Raw genomic sequence first — 22,908 nt, 5'->3', positions numbered from 1 at the left:
TGATTGGTGTTACCAGGGCGTGACCGGCCGGTCAAACGCGAATGAAGCCTCGGTGCGGGGGGCCGAAACGCTGACGCGGCCCCGGCGTACGCCCTCATCTGCGAGGACGGCCGGGGCCGCGTCGAATCGGTCACTACTGGCGAGTAGGTGCTTGTGCGCGAATTCACACACTCGGCTTGCGCCCGTACGGCGCAAGAGAGGTGACGTCGCGTCAGACCGCCTGGCCGGCGACGAAGGAACCGCGCTTCTCGACGGCCATCTGATAGAGGCGCCCGGCACGGTAGGAGGACCGTACCAGCGGACCCGACATCACGCCGGAGAAGCCGATCTGGTCGGCCTCCTCCTTCAGCTCCACGAACTCGTGCGGCTTGACCCAGCGCTCGACGGGGTGGTGGCGCACCGAGGGCCGCAGGTACTGGGTGATGGTGACCAGCTCGCAGCCCGCGTCGTGCAGCTGCCGCAGCGCCTCGCTCACCTCCTCGCGGGTCTCGCCCATGCCGAGGATCAGGTTCGACTTGGTGACCAGCCCGTTGTCGCGGGCCGCCGTGATGACGCCCAGCGACCGCTCGTAACGGAAGCCCGGCCGGATCCGCTTGAAGATCCGCGGGACGGTCTCGACGTTGTGCGCGAAGACCTCGGGCCGCGCGGAGAAGACCTCCGCGAGCTGCTCCGGGACGGCGTTGAAGTCGGGGGCCAGCAGCTCGACCTTGGTGCGGCCCGCCTCCCGGCCGGCCGTCTGCAGGTGGATCTGCCGGACGGTCTCGGCGTAGAGCCACGCCCCGCCGTCCGCCAGGTCGTCGCGCGCGACGCCGGTGATGGTGGCGTAGTTCAGGTCCATGGTGACGACGGACTCGCCCACGCGCCGCGGCTCGTCGCGGTCCAGCGCCTCGGGCTTGCCGGTGTCGATCTGGCAGAAGTCGCAGCGCCGGGTGCACTGGTCGCCGCCGATGAGGAAGGTGGCCTCGCGGTCCTCCCAGCACTCGTAGATGTTGGGACAACCGGCTTCCTGGCACACGGTGTGCAGGCCCTCGCTCTTCACGAGGTTCTGCATCTTCGTGTATTCGGGACCCATTTTCGCCCGGGTCTTGATCCACTCGGGCTTGCGCTCGATGGGGGTCTGGCTGTTACGGACCTCCAGGCGCAGCATCTTGCGTCCGTCGGGTGCGACTGCGGACACGTCGGCTCCCTGCCTGTCTGGGTAGACTTTCGATTCTTCGGCGCACACCAGGGTACGCCCGTGCTTTTCGAGCCCTGTCGGGCCCTGCGGGGTCAGGCGGTCGCCTTCTCGATCTCGCGCGGTTTCAGCTCGGCGTTCTCCAGGACGTCCCTCAGATGCCGCTCCACGACGGGCAGCACCTCCTCGATCGTCACGTCCCGGCCCAGTTCGCCGGCGAGCGAGGCGACGCCCGCGTCCCGGATGCCGCACGGGATGATCCGGTCGAACCACTTGTTGTCCGGGTTCACGTTGAGCGCGAAGCCGTGCATGGTGACGCCCTTGGCGACCCGGATGCCGATGGCCGCGATCTTCCGGTCCTCGCGCCGCTGGCCGGCGTTGGACGGGGCGTACTCCGGGCCGTTCAGCCGGGGGTCGAACTCCTCGTCGGTGAGCCGGGGGTCGAAGTCCAGCGAAAGCCCGCCGAGCGGCGGGCGCCGCTCCACCGGGTCGCCCAGCACCCACACCCCGCTGCGACCCTCGACCCGGGTGGTCTCCAGGCCGAACTCGGCGCAGACGCGGATCAGCGCGTCCTCCAGGCGGCGTACGTGCGCGACGACGTCCACCGGACGCGGCAGCTTCAGGATGGGGTAGCCCACCAGCTGGCCCGGGCCGTGCCAGGTGATCTTGCCGCCGCGGTCCACGTCGACGACCGGGGTGCCGTCCAGGGGGCGCTCGGCGTCGGCCGTGCGCCGGCCGGCCGTGTAGACGGCGGGGTGCTCCAGGAGCAGGACGGTGTCCGGGACCTCGTCGGTGAAGCGCGCCGCGTGCACGCGGCGCTGCTCGTCCCACGCCTCCTGGTACTCGACGGCGTCCCCGCCGAACCCCATCCGGACGAACCGCAACTCGCTCACGGCAAGCGCCTCCCTGAAAGTCGTCAGGCGCGTGACGCGCCCGAGCCACTGTACGACCGCGCGCCACGCGTCAGCCGCACGGCCAATCCTCACACGATCGGATGAATGAACGTCGAGACGTGCGATCGCCTGCTTACGCTCCGCTACATTCGCGCCGTTCGCGAGGCCAAAAGGGCTGATCACACCCATCAGCGCACTTCATCCGGGCACGTCGGAGGCCCGGAAGGCAGGAGACCGCACCGCAGATGACGGAACGACCCGCGCAGCGCACGCCCAACCGACAGCTCGCCGCGCTCATCGCAGAAGCGGGATTCTCCAACGCGGGACTGGCCCGCCGCGTCGATCAGCTCGGCCTCGAACACGGGCTGGACCTGAGATACGACAAGACGTCCGTCACCCGGTGGCTGCGCGGGCAGCAGCCCCGCGGCACCACCCCCGCCCTGATCGCCGAGGTCTTCACCCGGCGTCTGGGCCGCCGCCTGAGCGCCCAGGATCTCGGCCTGGACGCCTGCGCCCCCGTCTACGCGGGCCTGGAGTTCGCCGGCACGCCCGAGGAGGCCGTCGACATCGTCGGGGGGCTGTGGCGCAAGGACTCCGGCAGCCATGCCGAGCTGCGCAAGATCGCCTTCACGCCGGCGGGGCTCGTCGTGCCGAGCCGTGACTGGCTCATCGGCCGGGCCGACGAGAAGGTCGCCCGCGGCGAGCCGCCCGCCCGGGTGCCCGTCCAGGGCCGCCCGGCCGCGCGGCCCGCCGTGCCGCAGCAGCTCTCCCCGCAGCTCTCCTCGAACCTCTCGCCGCCGCTCCCGGCGTCGCTCGCGTCACCGCTGTCGTCGCCGCAGACCCCGTCGCCCGGACCGTTTGGACCGTCCGGCATGCCGCGCCGGCGCGGGCAGGGCGCCGAGCGCGGCCCCGGCCAGCGGGTCACCGGCGGCGACATCTCCGCGCTGCGCTCGGTCGGCGAGCTGTTCCGCTCCCTCGACGACCGGTACGGCGGCGGCCACGCCCGGCAGGCCCTCGTGCGCTACCTGGAGCACGAGTGCGAGCCCATGCTGCGCGGCACGTACGGCGAGCAGACCGGCCGGCGCCTCTTCGGCGCGGCCGCCGACCTGACCCGCCTCGCCGGCTGGACCTCCTTCGACATCGCCGCGCACGGCCTGGCCCAGCGCTACTTCGTGCAGGCCCTGCGGCTCTCCCAGGTGGCCGGGGACCGCGCCTACGGCTCCTTCGTCCTCGTCACCATGAGCCGCCAGGCCGTCTACCTCGGCCACGGCCGGGAGGCGGTGCAGCTCGCGCGGGTGGCCCAGCAGGGCGTCGGCACGGGCGCCCCGCCCGTCGTGCAGGCGCTGCTGCACGCGGCGGAGGCGCGCGGGCACGCCGTGCTCGGCGAGGTGCGCGCCTCCACCGCGGCCCTCGTCCGCGCCGAGCGCGCGCTGGAGGCGGCCAAGTCCGGTGACGAGACGCCGTACTGGGCGCGCTTCTTCGACGAGGCGCAGCTGGCCGACGAGTTCGGGCACTGCCACCGTGACCTGCAGCAGTTCCGGGCGGCCGCGCAGCACGCCGAACGCTCCCTGCAGTTGCGTCCGGCCGCCCACGCCCGCAGCCGCCTGTTCTGCCGTCTCGTCCTCGCCTCCGCCCGCCTCGGCCTCGGCGAACTCGACCAGGCCTGCCAGCTGGCCGCGGAGGCAGCGGGGCAGGCGGCGGAGATGCGGTCGGTCCGGGCCCTGGAGTACGTCAGGGATTTCGAACGCCGGCTGGAGCCGTACAAGGACGCGACCCCGGCCCGCACCTACCGCGACAAGGTGGCGACGCTGGGCTGACCTCCCCCGGGGGCTCCGTCCCCGGACCCCCGTGTCGGCCCTGGACGGGCCTCGTCCTCAAGCGCCGGACGGGCTGGAATGCCCGGCCTCGCCGGGGTATCGGGGGCAGAGAAAGGCGGAGGTCGGGAGGCCGGGGGTACCGGGGGTGGAGGCCCCGGAGGGGCCCCCGGCCGGCGGTCATGCTGCTGCCTGCTCCTCGGGGGGTGTCGGGTGGCGGGCGGTCAGGGGCAGGGAAGCGGCGGCGTGCAGGTCGGAGACGATCGCGGACGCCGCCCGGTGCGCCGAGTGCAGTGCTCCCTGCACGGTGCTGGTGTCCCGGTGGTCGCCGCACACGTACAGGCCCGCCAGCAGCCGCACCGGGCGCCGCAGATCGTGCGGCGCGCGCATCGCGGGCACCGCCTCGGCGGTGTGATGCACGGCCAGCGTCTCCCAGCGCGCGGTGGAGACGCCGTACAGCCGGGACAGGTGCGTGCGGACGGCGGTGTCGACGTCCGGCGGGGGCGTGCCGAGGACGGTGGACGAGATCAGCGTGCGGCCCGCGGGCGCGCGGCTCGGGTCGACCCGGCTGACCACCGCCGTGTGCGCGACCGGCCCGCCGCGGTCGGCGTCCAGGAGCAGCGAGGCGCCGGTTTCGGGCGGCTCGTCCGTCGTGTGGTGGACGACCGTCACCGGGTGGAAGTCGGGGACCCGCAGCCCGGGCAGGAGCTGTGCCGCGCTGCGCGCGTCGGTGGCGACGAGGACCGCGCGGCAGCGGAACTCGCCGTGCCCCGCGGTGGTCACCGAGGTCGTGGAGACGGAGGTGACCCGCACCCCGGTGCGCACGGAGCCCGGTGGCAGGGTCCGCGCGAGCAGCTCCGGCAGCGCCTCGGCCCCGCCCTCCGGCAGGGCCAGCCGGCCGGCCGCGAAGGCGCGCAGCGCGAGGTCCGCGCACCGGCTGGAGGTGGTGAGGTCCGGGTCGCACAGCAGCGCGGCGAGCAGCGGGCGCACGAAGCCGTCCACCGTGCGGGCGGGCAGCCCGCGGGCGGCGAGGGCCTGGGCGGCCGGCAGCTCCGGGCGGCGCAGCAGCCGCTCGGCGGGGGTCGCCGCGAGCCGGGTGAGCGCGGCGCCGAGCCGCGCCTGGTCCACGGCGGTGCCGAGCGGCGCGCCGGCCCGGACCCTGGGCGGGGCGGACGACCGCCCGGTCGCCGGCGGGGCGCCGCCGGCGCGCGGCCGGGGCAGCGCACCCGGCCGGGGAGTGCCGGCCAGGGCGCGCACCACATGGAGTGCGCCCCTTGCGCTCCCCGCGCCCGCCTGTGCGCCCGCGCGGTGATGGCGTCCGTCGCTGTGCAGCAGGACCCCGGGTGCGAAGGGACGCAATGTGAGCGCGTCGAGCCCCGGGGTCAGGGCCAGTTCGGGGTACGCCGTGGACAGCAGTTGCCCGATGCGGTCGAGCCGGAACCCGTCGACCTTCTCCGTCGCCATGCGGCCGCCCACGCAAGGGGCGGCCTCCAGGACGACGGTTCTTACTCCTGCGCTGGTCAGCCGGTGCGCGGCGGAGAGTCCGGAGACTCCGGCTCCCACCACGACGACGTCTGCCTGGTACGCGGGCTCAAGCACGTGCCCCTCCTCGAGGTTGCGCGGCCGGTGGAGACGTCATGCCCCCAACAGCCGTCCGGGATACCCGAGTTCGGGTCGAGGGTAGGGCTGAGATCGGTCAGGAACAGTCGCGCATGAACAGGGCACAGTCGCACGCCGGTCGCATACGGTCACGTGGTGGATCAGGCTGCTCGGACGGCGTCCTCGATCCCGGGGAACGCGAAGGTGAACCCGGACTCCAGCAGCCGCTTCGGCACCACCCGCGCGCTGCCCAGCACGTCCCCGGCCATTTCGCCGAGCACCGTCCGCAGCACCGGCGCCGGTACCGCGAACAGCGTCGGCCGGTGCAGCACGCGCCCCATCGCCGCGGTGATCTCACGGTTCGTCAGCGGCTCGGGCGCGGTGAGGTTGAACGGGCCCGACAGGTCGTCGCGGTCGAGGAGGTGCCGGATCGCCGCCACCTCGTCGTGCAGCGCGATGTACGACCAGTACTGGCGTCCGTCGCCCATCCGCCCGCCGAGCCCGGCCGTGAAGAGCGGGAACAGCTTGCCCCAGGCCCCGCCGCCGCGCGCCACGACCAGCCCGGTCCGGGTGAACGCCGTGCGCACGCCCGCCTCCTGGGCGGCACCCGCGGCCGCCTCCCACTCCACGCACAGTTCCGGCAGGAAGCCGGTGCCGGGCGGCGCGCTCTCGTCCACGACCCGGTCGCCCGTCTCGCCGTAGAAGCCCATCGCGCTGCCGTTGACGAACACCCGCGGCGGTTCGTCGAGCGAGGCGACCGCCTTGGCCAGCGCCGCCGTGCCGTGCACCCGGCTGTCGTGGATGCGCTTCTTGTAGGCCTCGCTCCAGCGCCGGTCGCCGACCCCCGCGCCCGCCACGTTGACCACCGCGTCGCACCCGGCGAGCCCGGCCGCGTCCACCTGCCCCTTCTCGGGGTCCCAGCGCAGCTCCAGCGGCCCCCGGGGCGCACGGCGCACCAGCCGGACGACCTCGTGCCCGTCCGCGGTCAGGGACCGCGCCAGTGCGCTGCCGATCAGTCCGGACGCCCCGGCCACCGCGATTCGCCTACGTTCCATACCGCCATCCTGCCCTCCGGCCCCGGAAAACCCCGGCCGGGTCGCCGTCCGCCCGGATTAGGGTGGCGGCCATGCCCGAGCCGTCCGTACCCCGCATACGCGCCGCGTCGCCCGCCGACGACGCGGCGCTCGGTCTCGTCGACCGGCTGACCTGGTCCCCGCTGCACGCCGTCGTGCCCGAGCCGCAGCCGCCGTACGACTCCTTCTTCGACGAGCGGCATCCGCCCGGGGACTTCCTGGTCGCCGAACTGGACGGCCGTGTCGTCGGATACGTGCGTCTCGTCCCGCCCACCCCGCTCGCCGCCAACGCGCACGTCCGGCAGATCCAGGGCCTCGCCGTGCTCGACGAGGCGCGCGGCCACGGCGTCGGACGGGCGCTGGTCCGCGCCGCCGTCGAGGAGACCCGCCGGCAGGGCGCCCGCCGCATCACCCTGCGCGTCCTCGGCCACAACACCCCGGCGCGGGGGCTCTACGAGGCCGAGGGGTTCACGGTGGAGGGGGTCCTCCGCGAGGAGTTCCTGCTGGACGGCGCGTACGTGGACGACGTCTTCATGGGCCGGCCGGTGTAGGGCTTCTCCGTGCCCCTCCGGCGGATCTTCGGGTCCCCGCCGCGGCAGGGACCGGACCGCACCGGCGCTCAGGAAGAGGTCAGGCGCCCCGTGTCCACCGGCCGGGTGGCGGTGGCCGCGCGCTTGGCGTCGCCGGCGACCTCCGCCGCCGTCAGCACGTATCCCGTCTCGTCGTCGGAGGTGGAGCGGGCGAAGACCACGCCGTAGACCCGGCCGGTCGTGGTCAGCAGCGGGCCGCCGGAGTTGCCGGGGCGCACGGTGGAACGGATCGAGTAGATCTCCCGCGTGACGATCTCGTCGTTGTAGATGTTGCGGCCGGTCGCCTTCACCCGGCCCGCGACCGTGGCCGCCTGCAGGTTCAGGTCGCCGTCCTGCGGATAGCCGGCCACCACCGCCGGGTTCCCGCGCGCGGCCTCGTCGTCGAAGACCAGCACCGGCGCCTTCAGGTACGGCACGTACAGCACCGCCACGTCCTTGTCCGGGTCGAAGAGCACCACGCGCGCGTCGTACGACGGCCCGACGCCGCCGACCCGCACGGTCGGGCTGTCGATGCCCGCCACCACGTGCGCGTTGGTCATCACGTGCTCGTTCGCGTACACGAAGCCGCTGCCCTCGCGGCCCTGGTCGCCCGCGGTGCCCTCGATCTTCACCGTGCTGCGCCTGGCCGCCTCGGTGGCGCTCGCCGTGACGCTGTCGCCGGTGGGCTTGGCGACCTCGGCCGTCGACTCGTTCTCGAAGGGGTTGAAGACCTGCGGGAAGCCCGCCTGGGTCAGCGCCGACGTGGCCCGGGCGAACCAGGTGGGCGTGGTGTCCGGCATGACGTCCTGCACGGCCCCCAGCAGCCGGGAGTCCCGTATCGACGAGGTGACCACCGGCGACGAGGACGCGCCCAGCACACTCGCCGCCACCCAGGCCACGATCAGCACCGCGACGACGTTGGCGGCCGCGCCGCCGATCCCGTCCGCCACCCGGAGCGGCCCGCGGTCCAGCTCCCGGCGCAGCCGCAACGCCAGCCGCCCCGCCAGCTCGTGCCCCACCGCCGCCGGCACGAGGACCGTCAGCACGGCCGTCACGGTGGCCGCGGTGGTTCCCGGAGCCACCGGGTCCATCAGCCACGGCAGGACCCACACGCCGATCACCGCACCGCCCACGAAACCGGCCAGCGACACACAGCCGGCCACCAGGCCACGCCGGTAGCCGGAGCCGGCGTAGGCCAGGATCACCAGCACCAGCAGGATGTCCAGCAGGTCCACCGGCCCCCCTCTTTTCTCTTGGATCCCCTAGTACGCGCGGGAGGGGCCCAGTGATCAGCTGTCCGTCCGTCACGGCCGTCACACGCGCGTGCGGCCCCGGCCGGTCACGCGCCGGTACCCCGGAAAACGTCACGGACCGGGATGATGGTTCCACCGGGTGGCACACCCCACATCGCGGACGGAGCGGATTCGTCGGACAGTGGGGTCATGTGTGCCCTCCGACCGGCGCCGCACGGTCCGCGGGGAACGCGCCGTCCGCGCCGCACGCGGATACCGGGCCCGCTCCTCGTGCTCCTGGGCTGTCTGCCCGGGCTCGCCGCCGTCGCCGCCCTGGGGGCGTGCGCGGGCGGCGTCGACGACGCCTCCTCCGCCGGCCGGACGCCCCGTCCCGCCGCGGCCCGCCCCGCGGCCGGGCACCGGGCGGCCCGGCCGCCCGTCGTGCCGCGGGCCGCCTGGCTGGACGCCCTCGCCCGGCACGCGCAGCCGCCGCCGCGCTACGACGACAAGGCCGTCGCCGTCTTCGTCCACCACACCGACTCGCCCAACGGCTACGACTGCGCCGACGCGCCCCGCATCATCCGTTCCCTGTACACCGGCCAGACCGCCGCCCGGGGCTGGGACGACATCGGCTACAACTTCCTCGTCGACCGCTGCGGCACCGTCTACGAGGGGCGGGCGGGCGGCGTCGACCGTGCCGTCACCGGCGCGCACACCCAGGGCTTCAACCACCGCACGGTGGGCATCGCCGCGCTGGGCACGTTCACCGCCGGCGTGCCGGTGCCGCAGGCCATGGTCGACGCGATCGCCGCCCTGGCCGCCTGGAAACTCGGCCTGTCCGGCGTCGACCCGCGGGCGCACGTGCGGCTCACCTCCAGCAACAGCCACAGCCGGTACGCGGCCGGGACCACCGCCACCCTGCCCGCCCTGGCCGGCCACCGGGACGGCTTCATGACGAGCTGTCCCGGCGCCGCCCTCGCCGCCCGCCTCCCGGAGATCCGCGAGACGGCCGCCCGCCTCCAGGGCAGGACGGCCGCGCACGCTCTCACAGGAACGCCTTAGGCGGCGTTCAGGGTCCTCCCATGCCCGCGCTCTACGGTCGTGCACGACACGAAGAACCGACCGGAGGTGGGGATCATGAACAGCAGCCGTACCGGGGCCGCGCAGACCACGGAGCAGGGCGTCCTGGCCAGGGCCGCCCGCAGCCCCTGGACCGTGCTGTGCGCCGTCACAGCGGTCGTTCTGGGCCCGGCGGCGGCCACCGCGTCCGCCCTGGAACAGGCCAACCGGGCGCCGATGCACCACGCGGTGCGGGTCGACCAGTCGCAGGCGTACCTCCCCACCGACACCACCCGCCGCAGGCCTGCGGCGTGAGGACGGCCGTCGGGCCGCAGTCCTGCGGCGTGCGGGCGGCTGTCGGGCCGGAGCCGCCCGCCGGCGCTCATTCCTTGAAGCGCTGCCACAGCCGGGGGTACCGCTCGGCCAGCGCCCCCTCGTTCTCGAAGTCGACGGGCGTGCCCTCGGGCTCGGCGGCGGCCGGTGGAATGCCCAGGTCCGGGGCGACCGTCCCGGTGAGCTGCTCGTAGGCCTCGTCGGCCGCGTAGCCGAGTTCCTCGCCGTCGCCGTCGAGTTCCTCGTCGAAGTCGTCCAGCAGGTCGGCGAGCGAGTCCGGGTCGCCGTGCAGGGCGCCCTCGAAGACCTCGCGGCCCTGACCGATCAGCCAGCACCGGAAGAAGTCGAAGGCGTCGTCGCTCGCCCCGTCCAGCAGCAGCCAGGCGGCGCCCCACAGGTCCCAGCTGTAGGCGCGGTTGTAGCGTGACTCGAAGTGCCGGGCGAAGTCGAGCACGGACTCCGGGTCCAACCGGAGCAGCCGCTCCACGAGCTGGTCGGCCTGCTCCTCGGGATCGCCCTCGGCCGCCTCGCGGGAGGCGTCCACCAGCTCCCAGAACTCCGTCTCGTCCATCACGCGTCCAGCATCGTGCCTGGAGATGCGGGACGCACCCGGAGTGCGCGGGATTCCCGCCGGGTTCCCGCGCCGCGTCAGCCCTCCTGGGACGCGTATCGCGCCGCCAGCCGCAGCGCGTCCGCGGCGAACCACTCCCGCAGCGCCGCCGGGGCGAGCACCTCCGCCTCCGGTCCCAGCGCCGTCAGCTGGGTGTGCGCCACCTCCAGCGACTCGACCCGCAGGGAGACCGTCCTCCAGCCCCGCCCGTCCGGTTCCCCGGCGCCGGCCAGCGCGTCCCGCGCCGCCACCGGGTCGACGGCGTACGACAGCCGGCCCACCCCGGCCTCCGACAGCCGGACGACGACCTCGGCCCGCAGGAGCGACCGCGCGAACCACTCGGCCTGCGCGGCCCAGAAACCCGGCAGATCGAACTCCTCGTCCCGGAGGAAACGATCCTGCAAGGGCTCCGCCGCCAGGAACCGGTCGAGGCGGTACGTCCGGAACGAGCCGCCCTCCCGCACCCGGGCGCACAGATACCAGACCCCCGCCTTCAGCACGAGCCCGTACGGCTCCAGCTCCCGCTCCACCTCGCCCTCCCCGCGCCGGTAGCGGGCCCGCACGCACCGGTCGTCCCACACCGCCTCCGCGACCACCGGCAGCACCGCGGGCGCCTCCGGCTCCCGGAACCAGGCCGGGGCGTCCAGATGGAACCGCTGCGCCGCCGCGCGCGGGGCGTCCCGCAGAGAAGGCAGCAGAGCCGCCGACACCTTCAGCCGGGCGGCCGACGCCACGTCTTCCAGCCCCATGTCCCGCAGCGCCCCCGGCACCCCGCTCAGGAACAGCGCCTCGGCCTCGCCGCGCCCCAGCCCCGTCAGCCGCGTCCGGTACCCGCCGACCAGCCGGTAGCCCCCGGCGCGCCCCCGCTCCGCGTACACCGGCACGCCCGCCTCGGAGAGCGCCTGCGCGTCCCGGGTGACGGTCCGCTCCGACACCTCCAGCTCCCGCGCCAGCTCGGACGCGGTCATGGTCGGCCGGGACTGCAGCAGGAGCACCATTTTGATGAGGCGGGCAGCACGCATGGGGACATGATGCCGGGATGCGCCGACGGCGAAGGGGGGCACGGCCGGAGCCGCACCCCCCTTCGTCGAACCGTGACCTACCGGCCGTAGTCCTACAGGCCGTGGACCTACAGGCCGTAGCGCTCGCGCGCCTCCTTCACCGAGGCCGCCTTGACCTCACCGCGCCGGGCGAGCTGCGCGAGCGCCGCGACGACGATCGACTCGGCGTCCACGCCGAAGTGGCGGCGGGCCGCCTCACGGGTGTCGGAGAGACCGAAGCCGTCCGCGCCCAGCGAGGACCAGTCCTGCTCGACCCACTGCGCGATCTGGTCCGGGACCTGGCGCATGTAGTCGGAGACCGCGAGGACCGGGCCCTCGGCGCCCTGGAGCGCCCGACGGACGTACGGCTGGCGCTCCTCGCCGCGCAGCAGGGCCGCGTCGGCCTCCAGCGCGTCGCGGCGCAGCTCGGTCCAGGAGGTCGCCGACCACACGTCGGCGGCCACGCCCCACTCCTCGGCGAGCAGCTTCTGCGCCTTCAGGGCCCAGTGGATCGCGGTGCCCGAGGCCAGCAGCTGGATGCGCGGCGCGTTGGCCGCCGAGACCTGCACGCCGGCCGACTCCGCCGTGTTGAAGCGGTACAGGCCCTTGAGGATGCCCTCGTCGACACCGGGCGCCGACGGTTTGGCCGGCTGCGGCATCGGCTCGTTGTAGACCGTCAGGTAGTAGAAGACGTTCTGGTCCTCGCCCGGGGCCGCCTCGCCGTACATCCGGCGCAGACCGTCCTTGACGATCGCCGCGATCTCGTACGCGAAGGCCGGGTCGTAGCTGAGGGCGGCCGGGTTGGTCGCGGCGATGACCGGGGAGTGGCCGTCGGCGTGCTGGAGGCCCTCGCCGGTCAGCGTCGTGCGGCCCGCCGTCGCGCCGACGAGGAAGCCGCGGCCGAGCTGGTCGCCGAGCTGCCACATCTGGTCGGCCGTGCGCTGCCAGCCGAACATCGAGTAGAAGATGTAGAACGGGATCATCGCCTCACCGTGCGTGGAGTACGCGGTGGACGCGGCGATGAAGTCGGCCATCGAACCGGCCTCGGTGATCCCCTCGTTGAGGATCTGGCCGTTCTCGGCCTCCTTGTAGTACATCAGCTGGTCGCGGTCGACCGGCTCGTACGTCTGGCCCTTGGGGGAGTAGATCCCGAGCGACGGGAAGAGGCTCTCCATGCCGAAGGTGCGCGCCTCGTCGGGGACGATCGGCACCCAGCGCTTCCCGGTCTCCTTGTCGCGGACCAGGTCCTTGATCAGCCGGACGAAGGCCATGGTGGTCGCCACGTTCTGCGAGCCGGAGCCCTTGTCGAAGGAGGCGAACGCCTTGTCGGCGGGGGCCGGCAGCGGGGCGAGGGCGTGCGTGCGGCGGGCCGGGGCCGGGCCGCCGAGGGCCGCGCGGCGCTCCTGGAGGTAGCGGACCTCGGGGGAGTCGGCGCCCGGGTGCCCGTAGGGGACGACCCCGTCGACGAACCGAGCGTCCGCGATGGGCAGCTCCAGCAGGTCGCGCATCGTCTTGAACTCGTCCACCGAGAGCTTCTTCATCTGGTGGTTGGCGTTCTTCGACGCGAAGCCCTCGCCGAGCGTGTGGCCCTTGACCGTCTGGGCGAGGATGACCGTCGGCGCGCCCTTGAACTCGACGGCTGCCTTGTAGGCGGCGTACACCTTGCGCGCCTCGTGACCGCCGCGGGAGAGGTGGAAGCACTCGAGGATCTTGTCGTCGCTCAGCAGCCTGGCCATCTCGGCGAGCGCCGGGTCCTTGCCGAAGAAGTCCTCGCGGATGTAGGCGGCGCCGCGCGTCTGGTACGTCTGCACCTGCGCGTCCGGTACCTCGCGCAGCCGGCGGACCAGCGCGCCGGTGGTGTCCAGCTGGAACAGCTCGTCCCAGGCGGAGCCCCACAGCGACTTGATCACGTTCCAGCCGGCACCGCGGAACTGGGCCTCCAGCTCCTGCACGATCTTGAAGTTCGCGCGGACCGGACCGTCGAGTCGCTGCAGGTTGCAGTTGATGACGAAGGTCAGGTTGTCGAGGCCCTCGCGGGAGGCGAGTGAGAGTGCCGCCGTCGACTCGGGCTCGTCCATCTCGCCGTCGCCGAGGAACGCCCACACGTGGGACGCGGAGACGTCCTTGATGCCGCGGTTGGTGAGATAGCGGTTGAAGCGCGCCTGGTAGATGGCGGAGAGCGGGCCGAGGCCCATCGACACCGTCGGGAACTCCCACAGCCAGGGCAGCCGGCGGGGGTGCGGGTACGACGGGAGGCCCTCGCCGCCGGACTCCTGCCGGAAGTTGTCGAGGTGCTGCTCGGTAAGCCGGCCGTCGAGGAAGGCGCGGGCGTAGATGCCGGGGGAGGCGTGGCCCTGGATGTAGAGCTGGTCGCCCGAGCCGTCGGCCTCCTTGCCCTGGAAGAAGTGGTTGAAGCCGGTCTCGTAGAGCCAGGCGGCGGAGGCGAAGGTGGCGATGTGGCCGCCGACGCCGTGCTTGCTGCCGCGGGTCACCATGGCCGCCGCGTTCCAGCGGTTCCACGCGGTGATCCGGCGCTCCATCTCCGGGTCACCGGGCGCGGACGGCTCGGCGGCGGTGGGGATGGTGTTGACGTAGTCCGTCTCGAGCAGCTTGGGCAGCGCGAGGCCGTTGCCCTCGGCGCGCTCCAGCGTACGGCGCATCAGGTACGCGGCGCGGTGCGGTCCGGCCGCCTTGGTGACCGCGTCCAGCGAGGCCTGCCATTCGGCGGTCTCCTCCGGGTCCCGGTCGGGGAGCTGGTCGAGCGCGCTGGGCTGGATGGCCTGGGGGTCGGTCATGTCGCCGCCTTCCTCAGTCGAAGGGGGTTCCCTCATCGGCAAGGGTTCAGGAGTGCCCTAGGTCTTTGGCAGGACAGGGCGTGGAGCTCGGGTGCGGTGTCGTTGTGCGGCTCCGCGCGCGGCCCGTCGGCGACAATAACCCGCTGATCGATGATCGATCAAAGGGTTGAGGAAGAAAACCTCTTGATCACGAGAAAGTAGGCACCCGGTGCCTTTCGGTCAGGCACCCCGTGCCGCACATTTCGGGGGTTTTCGCAGGTCGGAGCCCACGTATGAGCGCGTGCACGCTCCACTGGACGCAGCTGACACCCTGCCTCGCGCGGGTCCCGCCCGGCCCTGCCCCGCGCCGTGTGGCCGCCCTGCCCGAGCCGTAGGTCCGGCCCTACGCGCGCGGAGCGCACCCGAGGACGTGCGCCTTCACCAGCTCCGCGATCCGCGGGTCCCGCCGCCGGAACGCCTGCACCAGCTCCTCGTGCTCCTCCGCGTACGACTGCTGCACGGTCCCCAGCCAGCGGATGGACAGCGCCGTGAACACCTCGATGCCGAGCCCCTCCCAGGTGTGCAGCAGCACCGAGTTCCCGGCGGCCCGCACCAGTTCCCGGTGGAAGCCGACGGTGTGCCGCACCTGGCCGGTGCCGTCGGACGCGCGGTCGGCCTCGTAGAGGGCGGCGACGTGCGGTTCGAGCGCCGAGCAGTCCTCGGCCAGCTTCTGGGCCGCCAGCTCCGCGGCGATCGCCTCCAGGCCGGCCCGGACCGGGTAGCTCTCCTCCAGGTCGGCCGCCGTCAGGTTGCGCACCCGTACGCCCTTGTTCGGCGCGGACTCGATCAGCCGCAGCGACTCCAGCTCGCGCAGCGCCTCCCGCACCGGCGTCTGGCTGACCTCCAGCTCGGTGGCGATCCGCCGCTCCACGATCCGCTCGCCCGGCTGCCAGCGCCCGCTGACGATCCCCTCCACGATGTGCTCGCGGATCTGTTCGCGCAGCGAGTGGACGACGGGCGCGGTCATGAGAGCTCCTTTGAGGAGAGGCCGCACGGGCCCCCGGGGGCGTTTGACGTTTAGACAATACGGCCGTGAGCGCTTTCCAGAAGGGCACGCGGTGATGCTTTTACGCAGGTGAGACGAGACTTACACGAGCGTGACCGGGGCCGGTCCGCAGGCCGGCCCCCTCCCTGCTCAGGGGTCGAGTACCGCGCGCAGCGCGCCGTCGGCGAGGGCCGGCTGCTCGGGCCCGACGTCGCCGTGCGGAGCACCCGTGCCGAAGCGGGCCGCACTGAGTCGGAGCAGGTCGACGGCGACCGAGGGACGCCTCGATGGCGAGGTCAGGCGGACGCCCATGTAGTGGTACACATGGCTTCATGGGCGGGTTCGCCGGAACCGGGACAAAGGCGCCCCCGCCCGGAAGACCGGACGGGGGCGACTGTGCTGCTGGACCGACGGGGTCAGAGACCGAGCTCGACCTCGAACTCGCCGGCCTCGAGGATCGCCTTGACCGCGGTCAGGTAACGGGCCGCGTCGGCGCCGTCGACCAGACGGTGGTCGTAGGACAGGGTCAGGTACGTCATGTCGCGGACGCCGATGACCGTGCCCTCCTCCGTCTCGATGACGGCCGGGCGCTTGACCGTCGCGCCGATGCCGAGGATCGCGACCTGGTTCGGCGGCACGATGATCGTGTCGAACAGCGCGCCGCGCGAGCCGGTGTTGCTGATGGTGAAGGTCGCGCCGGACAGCTCGTCCGGAGTGATCTTGTTCGCGCGGACCTTGCCCGCCAGGTCGGCCGTGGCCTTGGCGATGCCGGCGATGTTCAGGTCGCCCGCGTGCTTGATGACCGGGGTCATCAGGCCCTTCTCCGAGTCCACCGCGATACCGATGCTCTCGGTGTCGAAGTAGGTGATCGTGCCCTCGTCCACGTTGATCCGGGCGTTGACGGCCGGGTGGGCCTTCAGCGCCTGGGCCGCCGCCTTGACGAAGAACGGCATCGGGGAGAGCTTGACGCCCTCGCGGGCCGCGAAGGAGTCCTTCGCCTGCGCGCGGAGCTTCATCAGCCGGGTGATGTCGACCTCGACGACCGAGGACAGCTGCGCCTGCTCGTGCAGCGCCTTGACCATGTTGTCGCCGATGACCTTGCGGATGCGGGGCATCTTCACGGTCTGGCCGCGCAGCGGGGAGGCCTCGAGGGCGGGGGCCTTCTTCGCGGCGGGCGCGGCCGGGGCGGCAGCGGCCGGAGCCGGAGCGGCGGCCGCCTTCGCGGCCTCGGCGGCGGCGATGACGTCCTGCTTGCGGATGCGGCCACCCACCCCGGTGCCCTTGACGGCGCCCAGGTCGACGCCGTTCTCGGCGGCGAGCTTGCGCACCAGCGGGGTCACGTACGCGCCCTCGTCGGCGGCCTGCGCGGGAGCCGCGGCCGGAGCCGGGGTGACCGGGGCCGGAGCGGCCGGCGCGGGCGCCGGAGCGGCGGCGACCGGAGCGGGCGCGGGGGCCGGAGCAGCGGCGACCGGAGCAGCGGGGGCCGGCGCCGGGGCCGCGGGAGCGGCCGGGGCCTCGGCGGCGGGCGCCGGAGCCGGGGCGGCCGGAGCCGGAGCGGCGGCCGGAGCCGCACCCGGGGCGCCGATGACGGCGAGCTTGGCGCCGACCTCGGCGGTCTCGTCCTCGGCGACCGTGATCTCGAGCAGCACACCGGAGGTGGGCGCCGGGATCTCGGTGTCGACCTTGTCGGTGGAGACCTCGAGCAGCGGCTCGTCGGCCTCGACCGAGTCGCCGACCGACTTCAGCCAGCGGGTGACGGTGCCCTCGGTGACGGACTCGCCGAGCGCGGGCAGGACGACGTCCGTGCCCTCGGCGGAGCCGGCGCCGGAAGCGGCCTCGGCGGTGGGAGCCGGGGCGGGAGCCGCCTGCTCGGTGGACGGCTGGGCGGCCGGGGCCGGCTCGGGAGCCGGCGGCGCGACCTCCTCGGCGGCCGGAGCCGGGGCAGCGGCGGGGGCGCCGGTGCCGTCGTCGATGACGGCCAGCTCGGCGCCGACCTCGACCGTCTCGTCCTCGGCGACCTTGATGGAGGCCAGGATGCCGGCTGCGGGGGAGGGGATCTCGGTGTCGACCTTGTCGGTCGACACCTCGAGCAGGGGCTCGTCGGCCTCGACGCGCTCACCCTCGGCCTTCAGCCAGCGGGTGACAGTGCCCTCGGTGACGCTCTCGCCGAGCGCCGGCAGGGTTACGGAAACCGCCATGGTTTCGGTTGCTCCTTAACGATTGCGGAAGTCTGGGTCGTCGCTTCGACGTGGTACGACCGAGGGTCAGTCGTGCGAGTGCAGCGGCTTGCCCGCCAGGGCCAGGTGGGCCTCGCCGAGCGCCTCGTTCTGCGTCGGGTGGGCGTGGACGAGCTGCGCGACCTCGGCGGGCAGCGCCTCCCAGTTGTAGATCAGCTGGGCTTCGCCGACCTGCTCGCCCATGCGGTCGCCGACCATGTGGACGCCGACCACGGCACCGTCCTTGACCTGGACGAGCTTGATCTCGCCCGAGGTGTTGAGGATCTTGCTCTTGCCGTTGCCCGCGAGGTTGTACTTCAGAGCGACGACCTTGTCCGCGCCGTAGATCTCCTTGGCCTTGGCCTCGGTGATGCCCACGGAGGCGACCTCGGGGTGGCAGTACGTCACCCGGGGGACGCCGTCGTAGTCGATCGGGACGGTCTTCTGGCCGGCCAGACGCTCCGCGACCAGCATGCCCTCGGCGAAGCCGACGTGCGCGAGCTGGAGCGTCGGGACCAGGTCGCCGACGGCGGAGATGGTCGGGACGTTGGTGCGCATGTACTCGTCGACCAGGACGTAGCCGCGGTCCGTCGCGACGCCCTGCTCCTCGTAGCCGAGACCGGCGGAGACGGGCCCGCGGCCCACCGCGACCAGCAGGACCTCGGCCTCGAACTCCTTGCCGTCGGCCAGGATGACCTTGACGCCGTCGGCGGTGTACTCGGCCTTCGAGAAGAAGGTGCCCAGGTTGAACTTGATGCCGCGCTTGCGGAACGCGCGCTCGAGCAGCTTGGAGGAGTTCTCGTCCTCGACCGGCACCAGGTGCTTGAGGCCCTCGATGACCGTCACGTCGGCGCCGAAGGACTTCCACGCCGAGGCGAACTCGACGCCGATGACGCCGCCGCCCAGGATGATCGCGGACTTCGGCACGCGGTCCAGGACGAGGGCGTGGTCGGAGGAGATGATCCGGTCGCCGTCGATCTCCAGGCCCGGCAGCGACTTCGGCACGGAGCCGGTCGCGAGCAGCACGTGGCGGCCCTGGACGCGCTGTCCGTTCACGTCGACGGAGGTCGGGGAGGACAGGCGGCCCTCACCCTCGATGTACGTCACCTTGCGGGAGGCGATGAGTCCCTGCAGGCCCTTGTAGAGGCCGGAGATGACGCCGTCCTTGTACTTGTGGACGGCGGGGACGTCGATGCCCTCGAAGGTGGCCTTGACGCCGAACTGCTCGCTCTCGCGGGCCTGGTCGGCGATCTCGCCCGCGTGCAGCAGGGCCTTGGTGGGGATGCACCCCCGGTGCAGGCAGGTACCGCCGACCTTGTCCTTCTCGATCAGGGCGACGTCCAGGCCCAGCTGCGCCCCGCGCAGGGCCGCGGCGTAACCGCCACTACCACCGCCGAGGATCACTAGGTCGAAAACGGTGCTGGCGTCGTTCGCCACGTCACGTCCTCCATGCATGTGCGCCACGCCGGTCTCCAGTGACCGGTCGGCGGCTGGTGTCCGGCCGCTGAAGTCTCGGCCCTGTGGTGGGGGCCCTGTCCTGCCGAGCCCCATCCTCGCACTTGTCGGACCCCGACGAGACACGGGGCCGGGGTGTGAGACACCCCACGCTCACTTGTGGCAGACGTGAGGAGCGGTGCTCAGGGGCGCGGGGAACTGCGCGACCGGCCACATGCGACCCGCGCCCGCCGGTACGACGGACGGAACCGAGTGATCAGGCGCACAGTCCCCTCCCGCGGGGGCCGGCCCCGGACTAGCCGAGGTCGCCGGCGGCGGTCAGTTCGGCCAGCCGCACCAGCGTCCGCACGGCGGTGCCGGTGCCGCCCTTCGGCGTGTAGCCGAACGGGCCGCCCTCGTTGAACGCCGGCCCGGCGATGTCCAGGTGCGCCCAGGTGATCCCCTCGCCCACGAACTCGCGCAGGAAGAGACCGGCCACCAGGCCGCCGCCCATCCGCTCGCCCATGTTCGCGAGGTCCGCGACGGTGGAGTCCATGCCCTTGCGCAGGTGTTCCGGCAGCGGCATCGGCCACGCCGGCTCCCCGACCTCCTCGGCGGCCTCGTGCACCGCGGAGCGGAACGCGTCGTCGTTCGCCATGATCCCGAAGGTGCGGCTGCCGAGCGCCAGCATCATCGCGCCGGTCAGGGTCGCCACGTCGACGATCGCGTCCGGCTTCTCCGCGGAGGCCGCCCACAGCGCGTCCGCGAGGACCAGCCGGCCCTCCGCGTCGGTGTTGAGGACCTCGACGGTCTTGCCGCTGTACATGCGCAGCACGTCACCCGGGCGGGTGGCGGAGCCGGACGGCATGTTCTCGGCGAGCGCCAGCCAGCCGGTGACGTTCACCTCGAGGCCGAGCCGCGCGGCGGCGACGACCGCGGCGAAGACCGCCGCCGCCCCGCTCATGTCGCACTTCATCGTCTCGTTGTGCCCGGCCGGCTTGAGTGAGATGCCGCCCGAGTCGTAGGTGATGCCCTTGCCGACGAACGCGAGGTGCTTGGTCGCCTTGGCGGACGTGTACGACAGCTTGACCAGGCGCGGGGCCGCCGCCGAGCCGGCGCCGACGCCGAGGATGCCGCCGTAGCCGCCCTTGACGAGCGCCTTCTCGTCGAGGACCTGCACCTTGATGCCGTGCTCCTTGGCCGCGGCCTGCGCGATGCCGGCGAACGCCTCCGGGTCGAGGTCGTTCGGCGGCATGTTGATCAGGTCGCGGGCCCGGTTGAGCTCCTCGCCGACGGTGGCGGCGCGCAGCAGCGCGGCCTTGTGGGCGGCGTCGCGCGGCTTCCCGCCGAGCAGGGCGGCCTCGGCGAGCGGCGCCTTGGCGTTCCTGGCCTTGGCGTCGTTGGTCGAGCGCGCGGTCTGCCGGTACGCCTCGAAGGAGTAGGCGCCGAGCACCACGCCCTCGCCGATCGCGCCGACGTCGCCGGCGTCGGTCACGGGCAGCGAGAACGCGGCCTTCTTGGAGCCGCCGAGGACGCGGGCGGCGGCGCCGGCCGCCCTGCGCAGCGCCTCGGGGTCGTAGGCGGCGTCCTTCTCGGGCTCGGAGCCGAGCCCCACCGCGAGCACGAGCGGCGTCTTGAAGCCGGCCGGGGCGGGCAGCTTCGTCACCTCGCCCTCGGCGCCGGAAGCCCCGAGGGTCTCCAGAACGCCGGCGAGCCGGCCGTCGAACGCCGTGTCGACGGCTTCGGCGCCTGGGGCAACGATCGGGCCCTTTGCGCCCTTGGCGACACCGATCACGATCGCGTCGGCCCGCAGGCCGGGCGCCGCGGCGGTGCTGAGAGTGAGAGCAGTCACGGTGGTGAAATCTCGCTTCCGATGTGGAGTTGCTGTGGCCGGAGCATGGGTCGACCGGGCCCGACAGCCGACCCTGGACGCGGGTCGTGGGTGCGGTCGTATCCGGGATGCGTCCCACCGGCGCGGCGAACCGGCGTGGCGAATCCCGGAACGAGCCTACGCGTGCCTGTGCGTTCGCTCATGCACGCGAGTCTTCACCCCTGTCGGTGGCGTCGTCTCCGCCGGACGATCCTCGCACTACCGTGACCGGCGCACACCCCTCGGGTTCCCCCACCCGCCACAGCCGGCCTCCGTACGACGAACGCGCCCTACCCGCCCAGGGCCAGCACCGTCAGCGCGGTCGTCGCCGCCGTCTCCGCCAGCCCGCCGAACACGTCCCCGGTGACGCCGCCGAAGCGGCGCGTGCAGTGGCGCAGCAGGAGTTCGGCGGCGGCGAGGGCCGCGGCGACCGCGGCGGCCGTGCGTACCCCGTCGGCCACGCCGGACAGTCCGCCGCCGAGGGCCGCGACGACGACGCAGCCGGCCGCCACGGCCACCGCGCCCGCGACCGGGACCACCCCGGCGACCGCCGCGCCCAGCCCTTCCGGCCGGGCCGCCGGGACCCCGGCGCGGGCGGCGAGGGTGAGCGCCAGGCGGGCGGCGACCGCCGACGTGACGGCGGCGACCGCACCCCGCGCCCAGGAGTCGCCGTACGCCTGGGCCAGCGCGGCAGTCTGGGCGAGCAGCACCAGGACCAGGGTGAGCACCCCGAACGGGCCGATGTCCGACTGCTTCATGATCCGCAGCGCGTCCTCGGCGGGCTTGCCGCTGCCCAGACCGTCCGCGGTGTCGGCCAGCCCGTCGAGGTGCAGCCCCCGGGTGAGGACGGCGGGCACGGCGGCCGAGGCGACGGCGGCGAGCAGCGGGCTCGCGCCGAGCTTCAGCAGCAGCAGCCCGAGCCCCGCCGCGCAGCCGCCGACGACCAGCCCGACCAGGGGCGCGCCCAGCATGCCGCCGCGAGCGGCCGGACGGTCCCAGCGGGTCACCCGCACCGGCAACACGGTGAGGGTGCCGAAGGCGAAGCGCAGGCCGTCGAGGGGCGAGGCGGGGGACGGGACGGTGGGCATCGCCGCAGACTATGGCCTGCCCGTCCGGCGGATCATGCCGGGGACGTCCACCAAGGACGTCTGCCGGTGACGTCCGCCGGGCAGGCCCCGCCCGGACACGGCCTAGCCCGGACGCCCCGCCCGCGAGGCAGGGCGCGCCGCTCCCCGTGAGACTGGGGGCATGGGCGACTGGGTGCAGCGCAACATCGTCGAACCGGGCAAGCTCCCGCTGCTTCTCGCCCTGACCGCGTTCGTCGCCACCTTCCTGATCACCCGGGTCATCACCCGCCTCATCCGGGCCGGCAAGGGCCCGTTCGGGAACGTCAGCTCCGGCGGGGTGCACATCCACCACGTCGTCCCGGGCGTCGTGCTGACCGTCGCGGGCGGGTTCGGCTCCGTGGCGAGCGGCCGGCACGGCTTCGGGGCGGGCGCCTTCGCGGTGGTCTTCGGCATCGGCACGGGCCTGGTCCTCGACGAGTTCGCGCTGATCCTGCATCTGGACGACGTGTACTGGACGGAGGCGGGCCGCAAGAGCGTGGAGGCCGTGGTCCTCACGGCGGCGCTGGGCGGACTGCTGCTCGTGGGCTTCTCGCCGTTCGGCGTCGACGGGATGAGCGAGGAGGAGCTCCAGGACCGGGGGAGCGTCCTCGCGACCGTCGGCGCCAACATCCTCTTCTCGCTGGCCGTGTTGACCAAGGGCAAGGTCAAGACGGCCGTCTTCAGCGTGTTCGTCCCGTTGGTCGGGCTGATCGGCCTGGTCCGGGTGGCCCGGCCGGCCTCCCCCTGGGCCCGGCGGTTCTACCGGCGGCGGCCGCGGGCCCGCGCGAAGGCGATGCTGCGCGCCTACCGGCACGACCGGCGCTGGGCGGGGCCCCGCCGGCTGGTGGGGGACTGGCTGGGCGGCAAGACGGACGCGGAGCTGGCTCAGTCCGGCGAACGGAAGTGAGCGGACCGGTCCGGCGAGCGCGGGTGAGGGTGCCGGTCCGGCGAGCGCGGGTGCCGGCGCCGGTCCGCGCTGCCGCGCCCGCCGTCCGGCTGCTCCGGGCCCGGCGGCTGCGGGCCCGGCGGCGACTGCCGGGCGGGGGCCGGTTCCGGGTCCGTGGCCT

Annotated in this window: 19 protein-coding genes; 5 read left to right on the top strand and 14 right to left on the bottom strand. The window is 73.5% G+C overall.

Annotated features, from left to right (window positions below):
- Positions 1-211: 211 nt before the first annotated feature.
- Positions 212-1,177, bottom strand: coding sequence for a lipoyl synthase (gene lipA / locus QF032_RS11750; protein ID WP_306952975.1), 966 nt, complete (start codon positions 1,175-1,177; stop codon positions 212-214).
- Between the two features lie 92 nt (positions 1,178-1,269).
- Positions 1,270-2,067, bottom strand: a complete 798-nt coding sequence (gene lipB, locus QF032_RS11745; RefSeq protein WP_307042140.1) for a lipoyl(octanoyl) transferase LipB — start codon at positions 2,065-2,067, stop codon at positions 1,270-1,272.
- A gap of 245 nt (positions 2,068-2,312) precedes the next feature.
- Here lipB and QF032_RS11740 point away from each other — a divergent pair, with 245 nt between their 5' ends.
- Positions 2,313-3,884, top strand: a complete 1,572-nt coding sequence (locus QF032_RS11740) for a regulator (protein ID WP_307042139.1) — start codon at positions 2,313-2,315, stop codon at positions 3,882-3,884.
- Positions 3,885-4,061: 177 nt separating this feature from the next.
- Here QF032_RS11740 and QF032_RS11735 read toward each other — a convergent pair whose 3' ends face one another.
- Complete coding sequence (locus QF032_RS11735) at positions 4,062-5,480, bottom strand: NAD(P)/FAD-dependent oxidoreductase (RefSeq protein WP_307055954.1); 1,419 nt, start codon at positions 5,478-5,480, stop codon at positions 4,062-4,064.
- A gap of 161 nt (positions 5,481-5,641) precedes the next feature.
- Entirely contained in the window at positions 5,642-6,535 is an 894-nt protein-coding gene (locus tag QF032_RS11730; RefSeq protein WP_307042135.1) for a TIGR01777 family oxidoreductase, read from the bottom strand.
- Positions 6,536-6,606: 71 nt separating this feature from the next.
- Here QF032_RS11730 and QF032_RS11725 point away from each other — a divergent pair, with 71 nt between their 5' ends.
- The gene (locus QF032_RS11725) at positions 6,607-7,104 is read left to right on the top strand and encodes a GNAT family N-acetyltransferase (RefSeq protein WP_307055953.1); all 498 of its coding nucleotides are present in this window, start codon (positions 6,607-6,609) and stop codon (positions 7,102-7,104) included.
- A 68-nt stretch (positions 7,105-7,172) separates the two neighbouring features.
- Here the strand turns inward: QF032_RS11725 and QF032_RS11720 are convergent, their stop codons facing one another.
- Positions 7,173-8,357, bottom strand: coding sequence for a MarP family serine protease (locus QF032_RS11720; RefSeq protein ID WP_307042131.1), 1,185 nt, complete (start codon positions 8,355-8,357; stop codon positions 7,173-7,175).
- A 207-nt stretch (positions 8,358-8,564) separates the two neighbouring features.
- Here QF032_RS11720 and QF032_RS11715 point away from each other — a divergent pair, with 207 nt between their 5' ends.
- Together QF032_RS11715 and QF032_RS11710 are read left to right on the top strand one after the other, a co-directional pair.
- A complete protein-coding gene (locus QF032_RS11715) occupies positions 8,565-9,416 on the top strand; it encodes a peptidoglycan recognition protein family protein (RefSeq protein ID WP_373430323.1) in 852 nt (283 codons plus the stop codon).
- Positions 9,417-9,491: 75 nt separating this feature from the next.
- A complete protein-coding gene (locus tag QF032_RS11710; RefSeq protein ID WP_307055952.1) occupies positions 9,492-9,728 on the top strand; it encodes a hypothetical protein in 237 nt (78 codons plus the stop codon).
- 67 nt (positions 9,729-9,795) lie between these two features.
- Here the strand turns inward: QF032_RS11710 and QF032_RS11705 are convergent, their stop codons facing one another.
- The 9 genes from QF032_RS11705 to QF032_RS11665 all read right to left on the bottom strand — a co-directional run bounded on the left by QF032_RS11705 (position 9,796) and on the right by QF032_RS11665 (position 21,823).
- The gene (locus QF032_RS11705; protein WP_306956138.1) at positions 9,796-10,317 is read right to left on the bottom strand and encodes a DUF4240 domain-containing protein; all 522 of its coding nucleotides are present in this window, start codon (positions 10,315-10,317) and stop codon (positions 9,796-9,798) included.
- A gap of 77 nt (positions 10,318-10,394) precedes the next feature.
- The gene (locus QF032_RS11700; protein WP_307055951.1) at positions 10,395-11,378 is read right to left on the bottom strand and encodes a helix-turn-helix transcriptional regulator; all 984 of its coding nucleotides are present in this window, start codon (positions 11,376-11,378) and stop codon (positions 10,395-10,397) included.
- A gap of 107 nt (positions 11,379-11,485) precedes the next feature.
- Positions 11,486-14,191, bottom strand: coding sequence for a pyruvate dehydrogenase (acetyl-transferring), homodimeric type (aceE, locus tag QF032_RS11695; RefSeq protein ID WP_307042127.1), 2,706 nt, complete (start codon positions 14,189-14,191; stop codon positions 11,486-11,488).
- Between the two features lie 382 nt (positions 14,192-14,573).
- Entirely contained in the window at positions 14,574-15,197 is a 624-nt protein-coding gene (locus tag QF032_RS11690) for a GntR family transcriptional regulator (RefSeq protein ID WP_107444379.1), read from the bottom strand.
- A gap of 168 nt (positions 15,198-15,365) precedes the next feature.
- Positions 15,366-15,539, bottom strand: a complete 174-nt coding sequence (locus QF032_RS11685; RefSeq protein WP_307055950.1) for a hypothetical protein — start codon at positions 15,537-15,539, stop codon at positions 15,366-15,368.
- Between the two features lie 92 nt (positions 15,540-15,631).
- Positions 15,632-17,413, bottom strand: a complete 1,782-nt coding sequence (sucB, locus tag QF032_RS11680; RefSeq protein WP_307055949.1) for a 2-oxoglutarate dehydrogenase, E2 component, dihydrolipoamide succinyltransferase — start codon at positions 17,411-17,413, stop codon at positions 15,632-15,634.
- A 66-nt stretch (positions 17,414-17,479) separates the two neighbouring features.
- Entirely contained in the window at positions 17,480-18,868 is a 1,389-nt protein-coding gene (lpdA, locus tag QF032_RS11675; protein WP_306952995.1) for a dihydrolipoyl dehydrogenase, read from the bottom strand.
- Positions 18,869-19,181: 313 nt separating this feature from the next.
- The gene (locus QF032_RS11670) at positions 19,182-20,717 is read right to left on the bottom strand and encodes a leucyl aminopeptidase (protein ID WP_307042122.1); all 1,536 of its coding nucleotides are present in this window, start codon (positions 20,715-20,717) and stop codon (positions 19,182-19,184) included.
- Between the two features lie 308 nt (positions 20,718-21,025).
- Positions 21,026-21,823 carry an adenosylcobinamide-GDP ribazoletransferase gene (locus tag QF032_RS11665; protein WP_307042119.1) on the bottom strand — a complete coding sequence of 266 codons (798 nt, stop codon included), beginning with the start codon at positions 21,821-21,823 and terminating at the stop codon, positions 21,026-21,028.
- Positions 21,824-21,983: 160 nt separating this feature from the next.
- Between QF032_RS11665 and QF032_RS11660 the strand changes: the two genes are divergently transcribed.
- Entirely contained in the window at positions 21,984-22,748 is a 765-nt protein-coding gene (locus tag QF032_RS11660) for a hypothetical protein (protein WP_306953003.1), read from the top strand.
- Positions 22,749-22,908: the final 160 nt, after the last annotated feature.

It is taken from the genome of Streptomyces achromogenes (assembly GCF_030816715.1).
Lineage (GTDB): Bacteria > Actinomycetota > Actinomycetes > Streptomycetales > Streptomycetaceae > Streptomyces > Streptomyces achromogenes_A.
This window is presented reverse-complemented; position numbering and strand designations above follow the sequence as displayed.